26 protein-coding genes (1 of these 26 cut by a window edge) are annotated in these 15,830 nt (G+C 52.1%); 1 reads left to right on the plus strand and 25 read right to left on the minus strand.

Annotated elements, in window-relative coordinates; genetic code table 11:
• A protein-coding gene (locus ACAF76_RS20175; RefSeq protein ID WP_400164625.1) for a KinB-signaling pathway activation protein crosses the window boundary here: on the minus strand, nt 1–83 show its 5' portion. It extends 505 nt beyond the left edge of the window; 83 of the gene's 588 nt are visible here — the first part of the coding sequence; the start codon lies at nt 81–83; its stop codon lies off the left edge, out of view.
• A gap of 120 nt (nt 84–203) precedes the next feature.
• On the opposite strand from ACAF76_RS20175, the gene gerD reads away from it, so the two are divergent.
• Nucleotides 204–857, plus strand: a complete 654-nt coding sequence (gene gerD, locus ACAF76_RS20180; RefSeq protein ID WP_400164626.1) for a spore germination lipoprotein GerD — start codon at nt 204–206, stop codon at nt 855–857.
• Between the two features lie 56 nt (nt 858–913).
• On the opposite strand, the gene ACAF76_RS20185 is transcribed toward gerD, so the two are convergent.
• The 24 genes from ACAF76_RS20185 to ACAF76_RS20300 all read right to left on the minus strand — a co-directional run bounded on the left by ACAF76_RS20185 (nt 914) and on the right by ACAF76_RS20300 (nt 15,813).
• Nucleotides 914–2,014, minus strand: coding sequence for a P-loop NTPase (locus ACAF76_RS20185; RefSeq protein WP_400164627.1), 1,101 nt, complete (start codon nt 2,012–2,014; stop codon nt 914–916).
• Nucleotides 2,015–2,114: 100 nt separating this feature from the next.
• The gene (gene cwlD / locus ACAF76_RS20190; protein WP_400164628.1) at nt 2,115–2,831 is read right to left on the minus strand and encodes an N-acetylmuramoyl-L-alanine amidase CwlD; all 717 of its coding nucleotides are present in this window, start codon (nt 2,829–2,831) and stop codon (nt 2,115–2,117) included.
• A gap of 125 nt (nt 2,832–2,956) precedes the next feature.
• A complete protein-coding gene (gene rpsI / locus ACAF76_RS20195) occupies nt 2,957–3,349 on the minus strand; it encodes a 30S ribosomal protein S9 (protein ID WP_400164629.1) in 393 nt (130 codons plus the stop codon).
• Nucleotides 3,350–3,369: 20 nt separating this feature from the next.
• Entirely contained in the window at nt 3,370–3,807 is a 438-nt protein-coding gene (rplM, locus tag ACAF76_RS20200) for a 50S ribosomal protein L13 (RefSeq protein ID WP_400164630.1), read from the minus strand.
• A gap of 245 nt (nt 3,808–4,052) precedes the next feature.
• Complete coding sequence (truA, locus tag ACAF76_RS20205) at nt 4,053–4,799, minus strand: tRNA pseudouridine(38-40) synthase TruA (protein WP_400164631.1); 747 nt, start codon at nt 4,797–4,799, stop codon at nt 4,053–4,055.
• A complete protein-coding gene (locus ACAF76_RS20210; protein ID WP_400164632.1) occupies nt 4,784–5,581 on the minus strand; it encodes an energy-coupling factor transporter transmembrane component T family protein in 798 nt (265 codons plus the stop codon). The genes truA and ACAF76_RS20210 overlap by 16 nt, the downstream gene beginning before the upstream one ends.
• Nucleotides 5,582–5,583: 2 nt before the next feature.
• Nucleotides 5,584–6,456: an energy-coupling factor transporter ATPase gene (locus tag ACAF76_RS20215; protein WP_400164633.1), complete on the minus strand. Its 873-nt coding sequence runs from the start codon at nt 6,454–6,456 to the stop codon at nt 5,584–5,586.
• A complete protein-coding gene (locus tag ACAF76_RS20220) occupies nt 6,432–7,283 on the minus strand; it encodes an energy-coupling factor transporter ATPase (protein ID WP_400164634.1) in 852 nt (283 codons plus the stop codon). The genes ACAF76_RS20215 and ACAF76_RS20220 overlap by 25 nt, the downstream gene beginning before the upstream one ends.
• A 136-nt stretch (nt 7,284–7,419) precedes the next feature.
• A complete protein-coding gene (gene rplQ, locus ACAF76_RS20225; protein WP_400164635.1) occupies nt 7,420–7,782 on the minus strand; it encodes a 50S ribosomal protein L17 in 363 nt (120 codons plus the stop codon).
• Nucleotides 7,783–7,899: 117 nt separating this feature from the next.
• Nucleotides 7,900–8,844 carry a DNA-directed RNA polymerase subunit alpha gene (locus tag ACAF76_RS20230; RefSeq protein WP_400164636.1) on the minus strand — a complete coding sequence of 315 codons (945 nt, stop codon included), beginning with the start codon at nt 8,842–8,844 and terminating at the stop codon, nt 7,900–7,902.
• Nucleotides 8,845–9,001: 157 nt separating this feature from the next.
• Nucleotides 9,002–9,403 (minus strand): 30S ribosomal protein S11, encoded by a 402-nt coding sequence (gene rpsK, locus ACAF76_RS20235; protein ID WP_400164637.1) that lies wholly within the window; start codon nt 9,401–9,403, stop codon nt 9,002–9,004.
• 16 nt (nt 9,404–9,419) lie between these two features.
• On the minus strand, nt 9,420–9,788 hold the full coding sequence (rpsM, locus tag ACAF76_RS20240) for a 30S ribosomal protein S13 (RefSeq protein WP_400164638.1): 369 nt from the start codon (nt 9,786–9,788) through the stop codon (nt 9,420–9,422).
• A 21-nt stretch (nt 9,789–9,809) separates the two neighbouring features.
• Nucleotides 9,810–9,923, minus strand: a complete 114-nt coding sequence (gene rpmJ, locus ACAF76_RS20245) for a 50S ribosomal protein L36 (RefSeq protein WP_003333770.1) — start codon at nt 9,921–9,923, stop codon at nt 9,810–9,812.
• A 36-nt stretch (nt 9,924–9,959) separates the two neighbouring features.
• Complete coding sequence (gene infA, locus ACAF76_RS20250) at nt 9,960–10,178, minus strand: translation initiation factor IF-1 (protein WP_023558720.1); 219 nt, start codon at nt 10,176–10,178, stop codon at nt 9,960–9,962.
• Between the two features lie 118 nt (nt 10,179–10,296).
• On the minus strand, nt 10,297–11,043 hold the full coding sequence (gene map, locus ACAF76_RS20255) for a type I methionyl aminopeptidase (protein ID WP_400164639.1): 747 nt from the start codon (nt 11,041–11,043) through the stop codon (nt 10,297–10,299).
• 6 nt (nt 11,044–11,049) lie between these two features.
• Nucleotides 11,050–11,694: an adenylate kinase gene (locus ACAF76_RS20260; RefSeq protein WP_400164640.1), complete on the minus strand. Its 645-nt coding sequence runs from the start codon at nt 11,692–11,694 to the stop codon at nt 11,050–11,052.
• Between the two features lie 61 nt (nt 11,695–11,755).
• Nucleotides 11,756–13,051 (minus strand): preprotein translocase subunit SecY, encoded by a 1,296-nt coding sequence (gene secY / locus ACAF76_RS20265; protein WP_400164641.1) that lies wholly within the window; start codon nt 13,049–13,051, stop codon nt 11,756–11,758.
• Nucleotides 13,051–13,491 carry a 50S ribosomal protein L15 gene (gene rplO, locus ACAF76_RS20270; RefSeq protein ID WP_400164642.1) on the minus strand — a complete coding sequence of 147 codons (441 nt, stop codon included), beginning with the start codon at nt 13,489–13,491 and terminating at the stop codon, nt 13,051–13,053. The genes secY and rplO overlap by 1 nt, the downstream gene beginning before the upstream one ends.
• A gap of 29 nt (nt 13,492–13,520) precedes the next feature.
• Nucleotides 13,521–13,706, minus strand: coding sequence for a 50S ribosomal protein L30 (rpmD, locus tag ACAF76_RS20275; RefSeq protein WP_400164643.1), 186 nt, complete (start codon nt 13,704–13,706; stop codon nt 13,521–13,523).
• A gap of 16 nt (nt 13,707–13,722) precedes the next feature.
• Entirely contained in the window at nt 13,723–14,220 is a 498-nt protein-coding gene (gene rpsE, locus ACAF76_RS20280; RefSeq protein WP_400164644.1) for a 30S ribosomal protein S5, read from the minus strand.
• Between the two features lie 18 nt (nt 14,221–14,238).
• A complete protein-coding gene (gene rplR, locus ACAF76_RS20285) occupies nt 14,239–14,601 on the minus strand; it encodes a 50S ribosomal protein L18 (protein ID WP_400164645.1) in 363 nt (120 codons plus the stop codon).
• Nucleotides 14,602–14,634: 33 nt separating this feature from the next.
• Nucleotides 14,635–15,171, minus strand: a complete 537-nt coding sequence (rplF, locus tag ACAF76_RS20290) for a 50S ribosomal protein L6 (RefSeq protein ID WP_400164646.1) — start codon at nt 15,169–15,171, stop codon at nt 14,635–14,637.
• Nucleotides 15,172–15,201: 30 nt separating this feature from the next.
• Complete coding sequence (rpsH, locus tag ACAF76_RS20295; protein WP_400164647.1) at nt 15,202–15,600, minus strand: 30S ribosomal protein S8; 399 nt, start codon at nt 15,598–15,600, stop codon at nt 15,202–15,204.
• Between the two features lie 27 nt (nt 15,601–15,627).
• Nucleotides 15,628–15,813 (minus strand): type Z 30S ribosomal protein S14, encoded by a 186-nt coding sequence (locus ACAF76_RS20300; RefSeq protein ID WP_122906764.1) that lies wholly within the window; start codon nt 15,811–15,813, stop codon nt 15,628–15,630.
• Between the last annotated feature and the right edge of the window lie 17 nt (nt 15,814–15,830).

Raw genomic sequence — 15,830 nt, forward strand, 5'->3', positions numbered from 1 at the left:
AACACCAAGCCAACCAGGATTCCACCCAATCCCCCCAGCAGCAAGGTCGTGAGAAAAAGCCAGCCATATTTACGTAAAGTCACCTAGGATTCCCTCCTGTCCAAAAATGATTGTACCAATGGATGAAAGAAAATACTAGCGTAAGAACAAAACAAAATGAGCAGGTTAGAGATAGCAAGGTAATTGAGGGAGGTGTCCGAGCCATGAAAAGAAAGGCAATTTCCGCATGTGTTACCCTGCTGGCTTGCCTGGTTCTGGCCAGTTGTGGAACTGGAGGCCAAACACAAAGTTCTCAAATTGATTATAAAAGCATGAAAGATATGGTGCTGGACATCATGCAGACGGACGAAGCCAAGCAAGCGGTGGAAAAAATGATGCAGGATGAATCGTTCCAGCAACACATCATGCTGGACAAGGAAACCGTTCATACCACACTGATTCAAAGCATGACCAACCCGAACAGCACCCACATCAAGGAAGCGTTCCAAGACCCGAAATTCGCCAGCACCTTGGCGAAGTCGCTGCAAAAAGAACAGAAGACCCTGATGAAGGATTTGATGAAGGACCCCGAGTTTCAAAAACAACTGGTCGGCGTCCTCAAAGACCCCGAATTTGAACGAAATATGCTGGAGCTGATGAAAAGCCAGGCGTACCGGCGACAAACGATGCAGGTTATGAAGGAGTCGCTGCAAAGTCCGTTTTTCCAGGAAGAGATGGTCAAGCTGATGACCAAGGCTAGTGAAGAGATGGCCAAGCCCAAAACACTGCAATCGCAAGGCGGCGGCGGTGGTGGCGGCGAGAGTAGTGAAGGCGGAGAAGGCGGCGGCGGTATGGGCGGCGGCGGTGGCGGAAGCTAACCAGACGCCATGCAAAAGGTGAGGCTGATGTCAGCCCCACCTTTTTTGTTTCTCCGTTATGCGGTCGGCGTTTCGCACTTCTTTGCCACTTGCTTGGCCATATCCATGTAGATTTGGCCGATCTGGCTTTCCTGCTTGTAGATCGAAGGGGTGTAATCCGCTTCCGACGGGTGATTTTCCGGTTGTCCGAGCGGGATTTGCGCCAACAGTTCGCTGGCCAGAATTTCTGCCAGCTTGGCTCCGCCGCCACGTCCAAACACGTATTCCTTCGAACCGTCTTTCGCTTCGTACCAAGCCATGTTTTCCACGACACCGAGAATCTCATGTCCGGTGCGCTTCGCCATCGCACCTGCCCGGGCAGCGACGAAGGAAGCCGTCGGATGCGGTGTCGTAACGATAATTTCTTTGCTCTGCGGGATCATCGTGTGCACGTCAAGTGCCATGTCACCCGTGCCTGGAGGCAAGTCCAGCAGCAAGAAGTCCAGCTCCTCGCCCCAGTGAACTTCCGTAAAGAAGTTGCGCAACATTTTGCCCAGCATTGGTCCTCTCCAGATGACCGGAGAGTTGTCCTCTACAAAAAAGCCCATCGACATGACTTTTACTTTGTGACGCTCCACAGGCAAAATCGTCTGTCCGATTACGGTAGGACGCTGATCGATATTCATCATGTCGGGTACACTAAATCCGTAGATGTCGGCGTCGATGATTCCTACACTGTAGCCCAGACGAGCCAGGGAAACAGCCAGGTTGACCGTAACCGTCGATTTTCCGACGCCGCCTTTTCCGGACGTAATGGCGATAAAGCTGGTGTGGGAATCCTCACCCAAAATCGGATTCAGCGGTGCTGCTTGTCCCGGTGCGGCATTTTGCGCCTGGCCTCCACGCAACTGCGCACTCAGCGCGGCACGCTCCTCGTCTGTCATCGCTCCAAACTGCAGACGCACTTCTTCCGCACCCAGCTCGCGAAGAGCGGCGATGACATCATCCTCGATTTTGGCCTTCAGCGGACAGCCGGAAATCGTCAACACTACGGTCAGGCTGACAGTCGTTCCTTCGATGTGAATGTCGCGGATCATGTTCAGCTCGACCAGGCTGCGGTTGATCTCCGGATCTTTCACATCGCGCAGTGCTGCTAGTACGTTTTCTTTGGTTAACATGATGGTCCCCCTATCTATTCGTTCAGTGACGTTCACTCATCAGTATATTCGAGAAAAGCATCCCGAAACATTATAGCATAATCAAACGACGATGACCTGTTTACGGTGCAGTTGGAACCTTTTCACCAGCGTAGTGGCGCAGGATGCCCTGGTAAATGGCATTCGCCATCGCCTTCTGGTACTCGACGCTCTGGAGCCTCTCTGCTTCCTCAGGGTTGCTCACAAAGCCCACCTCGACGAGTACAGCCGGGCTGGTCACTTCCCGAATCAAAAACACGCTTTCTGTCTTGCCGGGAACACGGTCCGTATGGCCGATCACCCGTTTGATCTCATCCTGGATCAGGTAGGCCATTTCCTCGCTTTTTTTGAAGGCCGGCGCATAAAAGGTTTGCGCACCCGACCAGCGTGGAGATGGAATGGAATTTACGTGAATGCTGACCAGAAAATCCGGTTCGTTTTCATTGATGAGCTTCACCCGGTTGCGGATGTCCTCCGACTTGCGCTTGCGATTCTGGTCTGCCTCCGGGGAAGCCAAATCTGTATCTGTTTCCCTCGTCATCAAGACAAAGGCACCCGACTGCTGCAGAAAATCACGCAAGTACAAGCTGATAGCCAAAGTCACCTCTTTTTCCACCACGTCCCCGTCCGCTGACGTCGCACCGCCGTCCTTGCCGCCATGACCGGGATCGATCGCGATGACCGTTCCGGCGAGCGGCAGCGACCAGGCCGTCCAAGACGAACGATCCGGCGCTTCATACGTGAACAATACCATGAGCAAGGCAAAAGCCAGTATCCAGCCAATTGCTTTTCGTGTCACTCTCACCCGTCCCCTTTGTCCCATTCTCGTTCCATCATATGGACAAAGGTGGACAAATATGCCGATTTGGACAAAGCAAAAACCCCTTGCCTGTGTACAGACAAGGGGTTGTAAGCAACAGCCGATTAGCGCTTGGAGAACTGAGGCGCGCGACGAGCTGCTTTGAGACCGTATTTTTTACGCTCTTTCATACGAGGGTCACGCGTCAGGAAGCCAGCGCGTTTCAGAGCGCCGCGCAGTTCCGGATCTGCTTTCAGCAGAGCGCGTGCTACGCCGTGACGGATCGCACCAGCTTGACCAGTGGTTCCGCCTCCGTTTACGTTTACCAATACATCGTAGCGACCCAGTGTTTCAGTCAAAACGAGTGGTTGTTTTACGATCAGTTTCAGTGTTTCCAATCCAAAGTAAGTGTCCATGTCACGCTTGTTGATCATAATGCGACCTTCACCTGGAACCAGGCGAACGCGTGCTACGGAGTGCTTACGACGACCTGTACCGTAGTATTGTACTTGTGCCACGTATATTTCCTCCCTTTACCTTACCCGCGAATTTGCCAAACTTCTGGTTTTTGTGCAGCGTGTGGGTGCTCAGCACCTGCGTATACTTTCAGCTTGGTGAAGATTTGACGACCCAAGCTGTTTTTCGGCAGCATGCCTTTTACAGCCAGTTCAAACATACGCTCTGGTCTTTTGTTCAACATGTCACCAGCAGTTGTCTTTTTCAAACCACCTGGATACAGGGAGTGCGTGTAGTAGATTTTGTCTTGCAGCTTGTTACCGGACAATTTGATCTTGTCAGCGTTGATCACAACTACGAAATCGCCAGTGTCAACGTGAGGAGTGAATTCCGGTTTCAGTTTGCCGCGCAGGATCGAAGCTACTTCGCTAGCCAGACGGCCCAGCGTTTGGCCTTCCGCGTCAACGATGTACCATTTACGCTCCACTTCGAGCGGTTTTGCCATATATGTGGTACGCATGTTTGTCCCTCCTAATATCTTGCCTTGCACTCAAAATAATTGATTTCCATCCTTTGAAAAGAAGGGAATTGCTGCTGTAACGGGTGAGCAACTCCTCCAAGTGTTCCATAAACATTCGAACAAATGATTTTAAATCCCGGGGCTAGAGTGGGGCTAGCGGGGTTAAAATACCAAGAAATATCGTACTACATTTTCAGGGCGAGAGTCAAGGGTTCACAGCAGAGGAAACCTTGGAAATTTCGCCGCTAGTAGACGACCTCCCACATCGTCAAGCCTTTTGCCGGAGCAGTCTTCCCCGCCCGCTCGCGATCCCGCATAAGCAGGATCGTCCGCAGCTCATCCGGGTGGCGCTTGCCTTGCCCGACTTCCACCAGCGTCCCGACGATAATGCGTACCATGTTGTACAAAAAGCCGTTGCCGCGGCATGTCACCCATACCTCGTCACCGAGGCGCTCCACTTTGACTTCGTACACAGTCCGGACCTTGTCCTCGACAAACGTCTTCGCCGAACAAAAGGAGGTAAAATCATGCTCTCCCTCCAGATGACGCGCCGCTCGCTGCATCGCCTCCACATCGAGCGGAAAGCGGATGTGATCGGCATAGCGGTGGCGAAACACGTTGGCGACCGGGCTGTTGTCGATGCAATAGCGGTATTCCTTGCATTTCACGTCAAAGCGCGCGTGAAACGAAGCGTCTACCTCTTCTACCGAGCGGATGACGATCGCGTCCGGCAACTGGTTGTTCAAGACAAAGCTCCACTTCTCCAGCGGGATATTGCTCGCTGTATCGAAGTGAATCACCTGCCCGCGCGCATGCACTCCGGCATCGGTCCGTCCCGAGCCGTACACCTGGATCGACTCTCCGGTAATACGTGCGAGCGCCGCTTCGAGCTCTCCCTGGATCGTGGTCTGCTCCGGCTGTACCTGAAAGCCGCTGTAATCGGTCCCGTCATAGGCTACAACGCATTTCAACCGCCTCACGCACGCCACCATCCTATCGCCAGTATCAGAAAAACCGCCACACCCGCGATACAGCCGTCCCGCCAGGAGAACCGCAGCTTGTTCAAGCGCGTACGCCCGACGCCACCGCGGTAGCCGCGCGCCTCCATCGCCAACGCCAGGTCCTCTGCACGCCGAAACGCACTGACGAACAGCGGGATGGCTATGGGAAGCAGGCTTTTCGCTCTGCGGATCAGGCTGCCGCTCGTAAAATTGGCTCCCCGCGCAGTCTGCGCCTTGATGATCTTGTCCGTCTCTTCCATCAGCGTCGGGATAAAGCGGATGGCGATCGACATCATCAGGGCAATCTCATGCACTGGTACGCCGATTTTTCCGAATGGCTTCAGCAATCTCTCCAAACCTTCCGTCAAGTCGATCGGGGAAGTCGTCAAGGTCAGCAGCGAGCTGATCAGGATGAGCAAACCAAGCCGCATCGAAATGAAGATCGCCTGCCGGACACCCTCTTCCTCGACGGAAAACCAGCCGTACTGGAAGTAGACGGCGCCCCCCTTGGTAATCAGGATGTGCAGCACGACCGTCAACAGAATCAACAGCCAGACCGGCTTGAGGCTCTTCAGGATGTAGGATAGCGAAAGCCGTGACAGCAGGATCGTATACAGCGTAAAAAGAACGAGAATGGCGTATGTGATCGTATTGTTGGCCAGAAACACCAGTGTTGCAAACAGGACGATGAACAGCAGTTTGCTCCGTGGGTCTGCACGGTGAAGAAACGAATGTCCCGGCACGTATTGGCCGATGGCAATATTCTGCAGCATGCCTAGCACTCCTTTGGCACGGACAGCCGTTTCAGCAAATGAGCGATCAGCTCCTCTTCCCGATACACCGAGGTCGGCAATCTATCCTTGTCCGTCAGCAATTGATTCAAGCGAGAGATAAACGACACAGTCTGCGGCACATCCAGCGACAACTCCCGCAGCTTGTCCGCCTCTGCAAACACGTCCGCAGGCGTTCCTTGCAGCACGACCTGCCCTCCTGCCATGACCAGCAGCAGATCGGCATAACGCGCCGCTTCTTCCATGCTGTGCGTGACCAGCAATGTAGTCAGCCGCTGCTCCTGATGGATGCGGTAAATCCCGTCCAGGATCGCTTTGCGCCCTGCCGGATCGAGACCGGCCGTAGGCTCGTCGAGCACCAGCACCTTGGGCTGCATCGCCAGCACCCCGGCGATGGCGACACGGCGCATCTGCCCGCCGCTCAGCTGGAAAGGAGCCCGGTCCTTGACTGCGTTATAGTCGAGACCGACGATCTCCAACGCTTCACGCGCACGCGCCTCCGCCATCTCCTGCGGCAGTTCAAAGTTCAGCGGTCCAAAGCAGACGTCTTTTGCCACCGTCTCTTCGAACAGTTGGTGTTCGGGATACTGGAAGACGAGCCCGATGTCTTTTCGCCGCTCATGCGGAAACCGCTGGGAAGGGGTAATCACGACATCGCCGATCGTAATGCTGCCTGACGTTGGCATAAGCAAGCCGTTTAGCAATTGAACCAACGTAGACTTACCGGACCCGGTCTGGCCAATGATGCCCACAAACGAGCCTGCGGGAATCTCAAGGGAGACATTCTCCAATGCGAGCCGTTCAAATGGCGTTCCCTTGCCGTACGTATAACTTACCTGGTCGAAAGTAATCTGCATAGGTGCTCCACCAGCTCCTCTTGATGCAGGTAAAAAGGCAGATCATACCCGTTTGCCGCAAGCGCATGGCGTACCCGTACAACGAAAGGCACGTCCAGACCTACACGCTGAAGCCGCTCTACCTGATTGAAGACTTCACTCGGTGTCCCGTCCATCAGCACGTTTCCGCCATCCATGACGATGACGCGATCCGAATCGATCGCCTCTTCCGGAAAATGCGTAATGTTGATGATCGTGATCCCTTCTTCGCGATTCAGCCGATGGGCAAGCTGCATGACTTCCTGTCTGCCCTGCGGGTCAAGCATCGCCGTCGCTTCGTCCAAAATAATAACAGACGGGCGCATCGCCATGATGCCGGCGATCGCGACACGCTGCTTTTGTCCCCCAGACAAGCGATGCGGTTGCGCCAGCAGGTACTCCTCCATGCCCACAGCAGCAAGCACATCGTCGATGCGCGTGCGCATCTCTGCTGGCTCTACACCCATATTTTCGAGGCCGAATGCGACGTCGTCCTCGACAGTGGCCCCGACAATCTGGTTGTCCGGATTTTGGAAGACCATCCCGACATGGCGGCGGATTTCCCACAGCATTTCCTGATCCCGCGTATCCATGCCGCTGACCCAAATCTTGCCGCCTTCGGGAAGCAAAAGTGCATTCAACAGCTTGGCCAAGGTTGACTTGCCCGATCCATTATGGCCAAGTATCGAGACAAACGCCCCTTTGCTGATCCGCAAATCGACTCCCTTGAGCACTTCGACCTGCTGTCCCTCTTCTTCCTGGTAGGAAAAATAGACATCCTGTGCCGTCACGACTTCCGTCTGACCCATGAGCCATTCACATCCTCCCTGGTCTTCACAGGTGATACCCGCTAGAGCAGCAGGCAAAACGTAATGAAAAAAGGGTGAATCAGAGTCCAGCCTATGACCAGATCTGCCTCCACCCTTTTCCTCAACCTACCGTTTCTTATTGTACAAATTCGATGTACGCCATCGGTGCAGCATCTCCACGACGAGGGCCGGCTTTCAGGATACGAGTGTATCCGCCGTTACGCTCCTTGAAACGAGGTGCGATTTCATCGAACAGTTTTTGAACAGCATCGCGGCCTTCTTCGTTTGCTACTTCTTTGCGAACGAAAGCAGCTACTTGACGACGAGCATGCAGATCGCCACGCTTCGCCAGAGTAATCATTTGCTCAGCGATTGGACGCAGTTCCTTTGCTTTCATCTCGGTAGTTTCGATGCGCTCGTGAATGATCAGGTCAGTTACGAGATCGCGGAACAACGCTTTGCGCGCTGCGCTGCGACGACCCAATTTACGGTATGCCATGTTCCTTACCTCCCTTTTCACGCCGGCTTACATGCGCTGCTTCTTGCTGCGGATAAGCCAGATTTCTCAATCCCGTTGGAGGACAGAACGAAGCGTATCCTCAGGGTATCGCTCTCCCTAGTCGTCGCTTCTCAGGGACAAGCCCAATTCAGCCAACTTTTCTTGAACTTCTTCGAGGGATTTGCGACCCAGATTGCGCACTTTCATCATGTCCTCTTCGGTTTTCTGCGTCAGCTCTTGCACGGTATTGATACCAGCACGCTTCAGGCAGTTGTAGGAGCGAACAGAAAGATCCAGCTCTTCGATGGTCATCTCCAGCACTTTCTCTTTCTTGTCCTCTTCTTTTTCAACCATGATTTCCGCATCCTTCGCCTCATCGGTCAGACCGACGAACAGGTTCAGATGCTCCGTCATAATTTTGGCGCCCAGACTAACGGCTTCTTCCGGACTAATGCTGCCGTTGGCCCATACTTCAAGTGTCAGCTTATCGTAGTTGGTCATTTGACCGACACGCGTATTCTCCACTTGATAGTTTACACGTTTGATTGGCGTGTAGATGGAATCGATCGGGATTACGCCGATTGGCAGGTCCTCCGACTTGTTGCCATCTGCTTGAACATATCCACGACCACGTCCTGCTGTCATACGAATGTGTAGTCGACCGCCAGCCGCCAACGTCGCAATATGAAGATCAGGGTTCAAGATCTCCACATCGCTGTCAGCACGGATATCTCCCGCCTTGACGATACCTTCGCCTTCCGCATCGATCTCGATGATTTTTTCCTCATCGGAGTGAATCTTCAGCGCAAGGCCTTTGATATTCAGGATGATCTCGGTCACATCTTCAACGACGCCTTCAACCGTAGAAAATTCGTGCAGAACCCCGTCGATTTGCACGGTGCGCACGGCTGCTCCTGGCAAAGAAGAGAGGAGGATTCTTCTCAACGAGTTGCCAAGAGTCGTGCCGTAACCGCGCTCCAGAGGTTCAACAACAAATTTGCCATACGAATTGTCGTCGCTTACTTCCACAACCTCGATTTTTGGTTTTTCTATTTCTATCATTAAACAAACCCTCCTTCAAAACGTCGAAATTCTTGGGTGGGCCGCAGAACGAGCCCACTCAGGAATTTCCCCGGCGGTTTACCGTTTGCGTGCATGACAAGCAATAAATCAGAATTTACCATTCTAGTATGGACATGTTCTGAACGTTATAAACCAGTTACACGCGACGACGTTTTGGCGGACGGCAACCGTTGTGCGGAATCGGTGTCACGTCTTTAATCATGTTGACTTCCAAACCTGCCGCTTGCAGGGAACGGATCGCAGCTTCACGACCAGCACCTGGTCCTTTTACGGATACTTCAAGGGAACGCATGCCGTGTTCCATTGCTACGCGAGCAGCCGCTTCAGCAGCCATTTGCGCTGCATATGGAGTGCTTTTGCGGGAGCCTTTGAATCCGAGGGAACCAGCGCTGGACCAAGAGATTGCGTTACCATGCGGGTCAGTGATCGTAACGATTGTGTTGTTGAACGTAGAACGGATATGCGCTACGCCAACTTCAACATTTTTACGGTCACGACGACGGGTACGAGTAGCTGTCGCCTGTTTTCTTTTCGCCATGTCAGATTACCCTCCTTTACTTCTTCTTGTTCGCTACAGTACGGCGTGGACCTTTGCGCGTACGAGCATTTGTTTTCGAACGTTGGCCGCGAACTGGCAAGCCACGGCGATGGCGGATGCCACGGAAGCAGCCGATTTCCATCAAACGCTTGATGTTCAAGGAGATTTCACGACGGAGATCACCTTCCACCTTCACGTTTTTGTCGATGAACTCACGGAGTTTGGCTACTTCGTCTTCAGTCAGATCGCGAACGCGAGTGTTCACGTCTACGCCAGTGGCAGCAAGAATTTTTTGGGACGTGGGGCGGCCGATACCAAAAATGTAGGTAAGAGCAATTTCCACGCGTTTCTCGCGGGGCAAGTCAACGCCTGCAATACGTGCCATGTGTAAAAAGCACCTCCTTGTTTACCCTTGTTTTTGCTTATGCTTAGGATTTTCACAAATAACCATTACGTTGCCTTTACGACGGATGACCTTGCACTTTTCGCAGATCGGTTTCACCGAAGGTCTCACTTTCATGGTTCTTGCCTCCCTTTTCTAGGGGTTTCAACTACCTTATTTATAGCGGTACGTAATACGTCCGCGGGTCAAGTCATACGGCGACAGTTCAACAGTAACCTTATCCCCAGGCAGGATACGAATGAAGTGCATGCGGATCTTACCCGAGACATGAGCGAGAATCTTGTGTCCATTCTCTAATTCTACCCGAAACATTGCGTTCGGCAAAGGCTCTATTACAGTGCCCTCTACCTCAATAACATCGTCTTTTGCCATAGTAAACTCTCCTTTCTTCTGCTCTTCAGTCAGACCATGAGTTTTGCGAAATGCTCACACAACGAACTTATCGTCGACACGTTGGACGACAATTCCGATCCAAATCAGAACCCCCGTCTTACGCCCGTGTAAAAATCTCATAGCCATCTTCCGTAATCGCGATGGTGTGTTCAAAATGAGCACATGTTTTCCGATCCACTGTTACTACCGTCCAATTGTCCTCCAATGTGCGGACATAACGTTCGCCGGCATTTACCATTGGCTCAACTGCCAACACCATGCCTGGTTTCAACCGTGGACCTCGATTCGGAGGACCGTAGTTGGGAACCTGCGGATCCTCGTGCAAGTTTTGCCCAATCCCATGCCCCACATACTCGCGAACGAGTGAGAAGCCGGCAGCTTCTGCATGGACCTGAATCGCATGTGAGATGTCGGACAATCTGCCGCCCGGCTTCGCTTGCTCAAGACCTTTGAACAGCGATTCCTCCGTCACCCGCAGCAATTTCTGATTTTCTGCAGAAATCGTGCCCACCGGATACGTCCAAGCGGAGTCGCCATGGAAACCTTGAAACTTGGCACCGATGTCGATACTGATAATGTCCCCGTCTTGCAAGATCCGATTTCCTGGGATTCCGTGTACGAGTTCTTCATTGACTGAAGTACAGATACTACCTGGAAAGCCACCGTAGCCTTTAAACGAGGGAACTGCTCCCATGCTCCTGATAAAGGTCTCGGCTAATTCATCCAGTTGCTTTGTCGTGACGCCAGGCTTGATTGCCTTGGCCAGCTCTTGATGGGTGAGTGCAACGATCCGACCAGCTTCGCGCATAACCTCAAGTTCTGCTTTCGACTTTAGGATAATCATTCGCAATTACCCTCGCAACAAGGACTTGATCTCCGCAAACACAACCTGGATATCTTGTTCTCCGTTGATATTTCGCAGGAGTCCCTGACCGGAATAATAGTCGATGAGCGGTTGAGCTTGCGCGATGTTGACATCCAGTCGTTGAGTTACTACCTCAATTTTGTCGTCATCGCGTTGATACAGCTTGCCGCCATCCTTGTCACACACGCCTGCCTCTTTTGGAGGGTTGAAGACGGTGTGGTAGCTTGCACCGCATACAGAGCAGATCCAACGGCCCGTCAATCGCTCAATGAGAACCTCGCGGCGAACATTGATATTGACCACGTGGTCGACCTTGCGTCCCAGCTCATCCAGTGTCGCTGTCAACGCCTCTGCTTGCGGTACAGTGCGCGGGAATCCATCCAACAGAAACCCTTTTTTGCAATCGTCCATGGACAGACGCTCCCGCACAATGCCGATGGTAACCTCGTCAGGAACGAGCAAGCCTTGATCCATGTAGCTCTTGGCTTGCAGTCCGAGCGGCGTTTCGTTCTTTACCGCAGCCCGGAACATGTCGCCTGTCGAAATGTGCGGGATGTCAAATTCCTTCACGATTTGTTCTGCCTGTGTGCCTTTACCGGCTCCCGGCAGCCCCATCAAAATGATATTCACGTCCATTCCCTCCATCCCCTAAAGAAAAGCAGCCAACCACTTTTCTGTAAAAAACCAAGGTTTATTTGAAGAACCCTTGATAATGGCGCTTGATCAACTGGCTTTCGATCTGTTTCATCGTATCGAGGGATACCCCGACAACGATCAGCAGCGACGTACCACCGATCACGATCGATTGCGGCAGGTCTGCCAGCGTGCTGAAGAAAAACGGCAAAATCGAGATCGCCATCAGGAACAAGGCGCCAGCCAATGTCAGGCGGTTCAACGTACGTGAAATATACACCTCAGTGTTTTTACCGGGTCGGATACCAGGAATGTAACCGCCATTTTTCTTCATATTCTCCGCCATTTGTACAGGGTTAATCTGTACAAAGGTGTAGAAATACGTGAAGCCGATAATCAAAATAGCGTAAAGCGTCATTCCAAGAGGTGCGTTCACCTGGAAGTTGTTGTAAATCCAGTTGGCAAATCCTTCACCCGTTGGATCCACCCAGAACTGGGCGATCGTCGACGGGAACATGACCAACGAGATAGCGAAGATAACAGGAATTACACCAGCAGAGTTGACTTTCAGCGGAATGTGAGTGGATTGACCACCGAACATTTTGCGACCGACAACGCGCTTCGCGTATTGGACCGGAATCTTGCGCACACCTTGTTGCATAAAGATAACCCCGACAACAATGGCGAGGATCACCAAGAGGATCAGCACGATCTTAAGAATACTGAAGAAGATGTTTTGCGTCGGATCCGCAAACTGGCTGGTGTACAAAGTCGTAATGGCAGTTGGAATACCAGCGACGATACCGGCCACGATCAGAATCGAGATCCCGTTTCCGATCCCCTTCTCCGTAATCTGTTCCCCCATCCACATCATAAAGGCCGTACCGGCTGTCAGCGTCAGGGCGATCAGTGCATAGCTGCCGACCGAGGTGTCATTCAACAACCCTGGAGCCATGTTGTTAAAACCGATCGTCATCCCGACGGACTGGATCAAGCCAAGACCGATTGTCGCGTAACGCGTCACTGTTGCGATCTTGCGTCGACCCACTTCACCTTCGCGTGCCCATTGCGTAAGCTTGGGCACGACGTCCATGGAAAGGAGCTGCATGATAATCGATGCTGTAATGTAAGGCATGATGCCCATCGCAAAAATCGAGAAGTTTGCCAGCGCGCCACCCGAGAAGGTGTTCAGCAGACCGAGCAAGTTGTTCGTGTTTTGCTGGAACAGCTCGACGTTTACGTTTGGAACCGGAACGAACGTCCCGATCCGAAACACTACCAGCATCATCAGCGTAAACAGGATTTTGCGGCGCAAATCGCCGACACGAAAAATGTTAGTCAAGGTTGCTAACATTAGATCACCTCGGTTGTTCCACCGACTTGAGCGATCTTCTCAGCAGCAGCACCGGAGAACTTGTGAGCTTTTACTGTCAGCTTCACAGTCAATTCACCGTTTGCAAGTACTTTTACGCCATCGCGCAGCGCACTGATTACACCCGTTTCCTTCAGAAGCTCAGGTGTTACAACCGTACCCTCTTCAAAGCGGTTCAGTGCATCAAGGCTGACAATCGCATACTCTTTGCGATTGATGTTGTTGAAGCCGCGTTTTGGCAAACGACGGAACAACGGGTTTTGACCACCCTCGAAACCGAGGCGAACGCCTCCACCGGAACGAGCGTTTTGACCTTTGTGACCTTTACCAGCCGTTTTACCAGTACCGCTACCGATACCGCGACCAACGCGCTTGCGAGTGTGACGAGATCCTTCTGCAGGTTGCAGTTCGTGCAATTTCATACGTTGCACCTCCTAACTGATTGAAATGTTTATGCTTCTACTTCTTTCACTTCAACCAAGTGCTTCACTTTGAAAACCATGCCGCGGATTGCAGGAGTGTCCTCTTTTACCACGGTAGAGTTGATTTTGCGAAGACCCAGTGCTTTAACCGTGCCTTGCTGATCAGCCGTGCGGCCAATCAGGCTGCGTTTGAGGGTGATTTGCAATTTTGCCATGTTCATTCCCTCCTTATTAACCCAACAGCTCGTCAACGGTCTTACCGCGCAATTTCGCGACATCTTCCGCTGTTTTCAGTCGTCCGAGACCTTCCAGCGTAGCGTTGACCATGTTGATAGGATTGTTGGAACCAAGAGACTTGCTCAATACGTCGCCCACGCCAGCCAGTTCGAGTACCGCACGAACTGGACCACCAGCGATTACACCAGTACCAGCGGATGCAGGCTTGATGAGCACTTTACCGGAACCGAATTGGCAGAGGACTTCGTGTGGTACAGTCGTTCCTCTCAGCGGTACGCGGATCAATTTTTTCTTTGCGTCGTCAATCGCTTTGCGAATGGCGTCTGGAACTTCCTGAGCTTTCCCCATACCGGCACCTACGTGTCCGTTACGGTCACCCACAACAACCAGGGCGCTGAAGCTCATGCGGCGTCCACCTTTAACCGTTTTCGCAACGCGGTTAACAGCGACTACTTTTTCTTCGAGCTCTAATTTGCTAGGGTCGATACGCATTCCTTACCCTCCTTGTTGTTAGAATTGCAGTCCAGCTTCGCGAGCTGCTTCTGCCAGTGCTTTAATACGTCCATGATAAATGTAACCACTACGGTCGAAAATGACCTCAGCCAATCCTTTTTCTTGTGCACGCTTAGCGATCAGTGTGCCAACAGCCGTAGCAGCTTCTACGTTAGCCCCGTTTTTCAGGCCAAGCTCTTTATCCAAAGACGATGCAGACGCCAAAGTTACGCCTGTAGCATCATCGATCAATTGAGCGTAAATGTGTTTCGAAGAACGGAATACGTTCAGACGCGGACGAACGGCAGTTCCAACCACCCGTTTGCGAATGCGCAGATGACGTTTTTTCCGAGCTTTGTTTTTATCAGCTTTGGTAAACATGAAGCGGCCTCCTTTCTCATGAAACTACGAAGCTTACTTACCTTTTTTACCTTCTTTGCGACGAACCACTTCATCGCTGTAACGAATCCCTTTGCCTTTGTATGGCTCAGGTTTGCGCAGGGAGCGAATCTCAGCAGCGATTTGTCCAACGCGCTCTTTGTTAATGCCTTTTACCACCAGCGTGGTTTGGTTCGGCACTTCGATTTCGATGCCTTCTTCCGGTGTTACTTCGATCGGATGGGAGTAACCGAGAGACAAGGTTACGCTTTTTCCGTTTTTCACGGCACGGTATCCGACACCGACCAGTTCCAGCGTACGGTCAAAGCCTTCAGATACGCCTTTCACCATGTTGGCTACGAGCGCACGAGTTGTACCGTGCAGGGAGCGGTGAAGTTTGTTGTCGCTTGGACGCTCTACAGTGACTTCGTTTTCCGCGATGTTGATTTTGATATCTTCATGGAAGTTACGAACGAGTTGACCCTTAGGGCCCTTTACCGTCAGCTCAGTACCGTTCAGAGTGAGGGTAACGCCTGCAGGGACCACGATCGGTTTTTTACCGACACGAGACATGTGGTGCACCTCCTGTGCTTTTCAATAGAATTACCAAACGTATGCAAGTACTTCTCCACCGACATGTGCCTGACGAGCTTGCTTGTCAGTCATAACACCAGCCGATGTAGAGATGATCGCGCAACCGAGGCCGCCCAAAACCTTAGGAACTTCAGTGTTTTTGGTGTATACACGCAGTCCAGGTTTGGAAATGCGCTTGAGGCCAGTGATAACACGCTCGTTGTTTGGACCATATTTGAGGAATACGCGGATAATCCCTTGCTTGTTGTCTTCGACAAACTCAGCATCGCGGATAAAGCCTTCTTCTTTCAGAATGCGCGCGATTTCCTTCTTGATGGTAGACGCCGGAATCTCCACTTTCTCGTGGCGAACCATGTTGGCGTTGCGAATGCGTGTCAACATATCTGCAATTGGATCAGTCATTACCATGAGAGAAAACCTCCTTCCCGTTTCAAATTACCAGCTTGCTTTTTTCACGCCTGGAATTTGACCTTTATAAGCAAGTTCACGGAAGCAAATACGGCAGAGTTTGAATTTGCGCAATACGGAGTGAGGACGTCCGCAACGCTCGCAACGAGTGTATGCGCGAACAGCAAACTTGGGCTTACGCTGTTGCTTGATGATCATTGATTTCTTTGCCACATTCTTCCCTCCTTACG

The organism is Brevibacillus sp. TJ4 (genome assembly GCF_044627595.2).
Taxonomy (GTDB): domain Bacteria; phylum Bacillota; class Bacilli; order Brevibacillales; family Brevibacillaceae; genus Brevibacillus.

What these genes read in the sequence shown, in the direction of transcription:
- rpsM (WP_400164638.1), bottom strand. Translation starts at nt 9,788, where the DNA reads ATGGCACGTATTGCAGGCGTTGACTTGCCCCGCGAGAAACGCGTGGAA.
- ACAF76_RS20220 (WP_400164634.1), bottom strand. Translation starts at nt 7,283, where the DNA reads ATGGGTCAGACGGAAGTCGTGACGGCACAGGATGTCTATTTTTCCTAC.
- rpsE (WP_400164644.1), bottom strand. Translation starts at nt 14,220, where the DNA reads ATGCGTATCGACCCTAGCAAATTAGAGCTCGAAGAAAAAGTAGTCGCT.
- ACAF76_RS20210 (WP_400164632.1), bottom strand. Translation starts at nt 5,581, where the DNA reads ATGCTGCAGAATATTGCCATCGGCCAATACGTGCCGGGACATTCGTTT.
- rpsH (WP_400164647.1), bottom strand. Translation starts at nt 15,600, where the DNA reads ATGGTAATGACTGATCCAATTGCAGATATGTTGACACGCATTCGCAAC.
- ACAF76_RS20215 (WP_400164633.1), bottom strand. Translation starts at nt 6,456, where the DNA reads ATGCAGATTACTTTCGACCAGGTAAGTTATACGTACGGCAAGGGAACG.
- rplM (WP_400164630.1), bottom strand. Translation starts at nt 3,807, where the DNA reads ATGCGTACCACATATATGGCAAAACCGCTCGAAGTGGAGCGTAAATGG.
- ACAF76_RS20185 (WP_400164627.1), bottom strand. Translation starts at nt 2,014, where the DNA reads ATGTTAACCAAAGAAAACGTACTAGCAGCACTGCGCGATGTGAAAGAT.
- rplR (WP_400164645.1), bottom strand. Translation starts at nt 14,601, where the DNA reads ATGTTTACCAAAGCTGATAAAAACAAAGCTCGGAAAAAACGTCATCTG.
- rpmJ (WP_003333770.1), bottom strand. Translation starts at nt 9,923, where the DNA reads ATGAAAGTGAGACCTTCGGTGAAACCGATCTGCGAAAAGTGCAAGGTC.
- gerD (WP_400164626.1), top strand. Translation starts at nt 204, where the DNA reads ATGAAAAGAAAGGCAATTTCCGCATGTGTTACCCTGCTGGCTTGCCTG.
- rplO (WP_400164642.1), bottom strand. Translation starts at nt 13,491, where the DNA reads ATGAAATTGCACGAACTGCAACCTGCAGAAGGATCTCGTCACACTCGC.
- secY (WP_400164641.1), bottom strand. Translation starts at nt 13,051, where the DNA reads ATGTTAGCAACCTTGACTAACATTTTTCGTGTCGGCGATTTGCGCCGC.
- infA (WP_023558720.1), bottom strand. Translation starts at nt 10,178, where the DNA reads ATGGCAAAAGACGATGTTATTGAGGTAGAGGGCACTGTAATAGAGCCT.
- rplQ (WP_400164635.1), bottom strand. Translation starts at nt 7,782, where the DNA reads ATGGCATACCGTAAATTGGGTCGTCGCAGCGCAGCGCGCAAAGCGTTG.
- ACAF76_RS20230 (WP_400164636.1), bottom strand. Translation starts at nt 8,844, where the DNA reads ATGATAGAAATAGAAAAACCAAAAATCGAGGTTGTGGAAGTAAGCGAC.
- truA (WP_400164631.1), bottom strand. Translation starts at nt 4,799, where the DNA reads ATGGTGGCGTGCGTGAGGCGGTTGAAATGCGTTGTAGCCTATGACGGG.
- rpsK (WP_400164637.1), bottom strand. Translation starts at nt 9,403, where the DNA reads ATGGCGAAAAGAAAACAGGCGACAGCTACTCGTACCCGTCGTCGTGAC.
- map (WP_400164639.1), bottom strand. Translation starts at nt 11,043, where the DNA reads ATGATTATCCTAAAGTCGAAAGCAGAACTTGAGGTTATGCGCGAAGCT.
- rplF (WP_400164646.1), bottom strand. Translation starts at nt 15,171, where the DNA reads ATGTCTCGTGTCGGTAAAAAACCGATCGTGGTCCCTGCAGGCGTTACC.
- rpmD (WP_400164643.1), bottom strand. Translation starts at nt 13,706, where the DNA reads ATGGCAAAATTGCAAATCACCCTCAAACGCAGCCTGATTGGCCGCACG.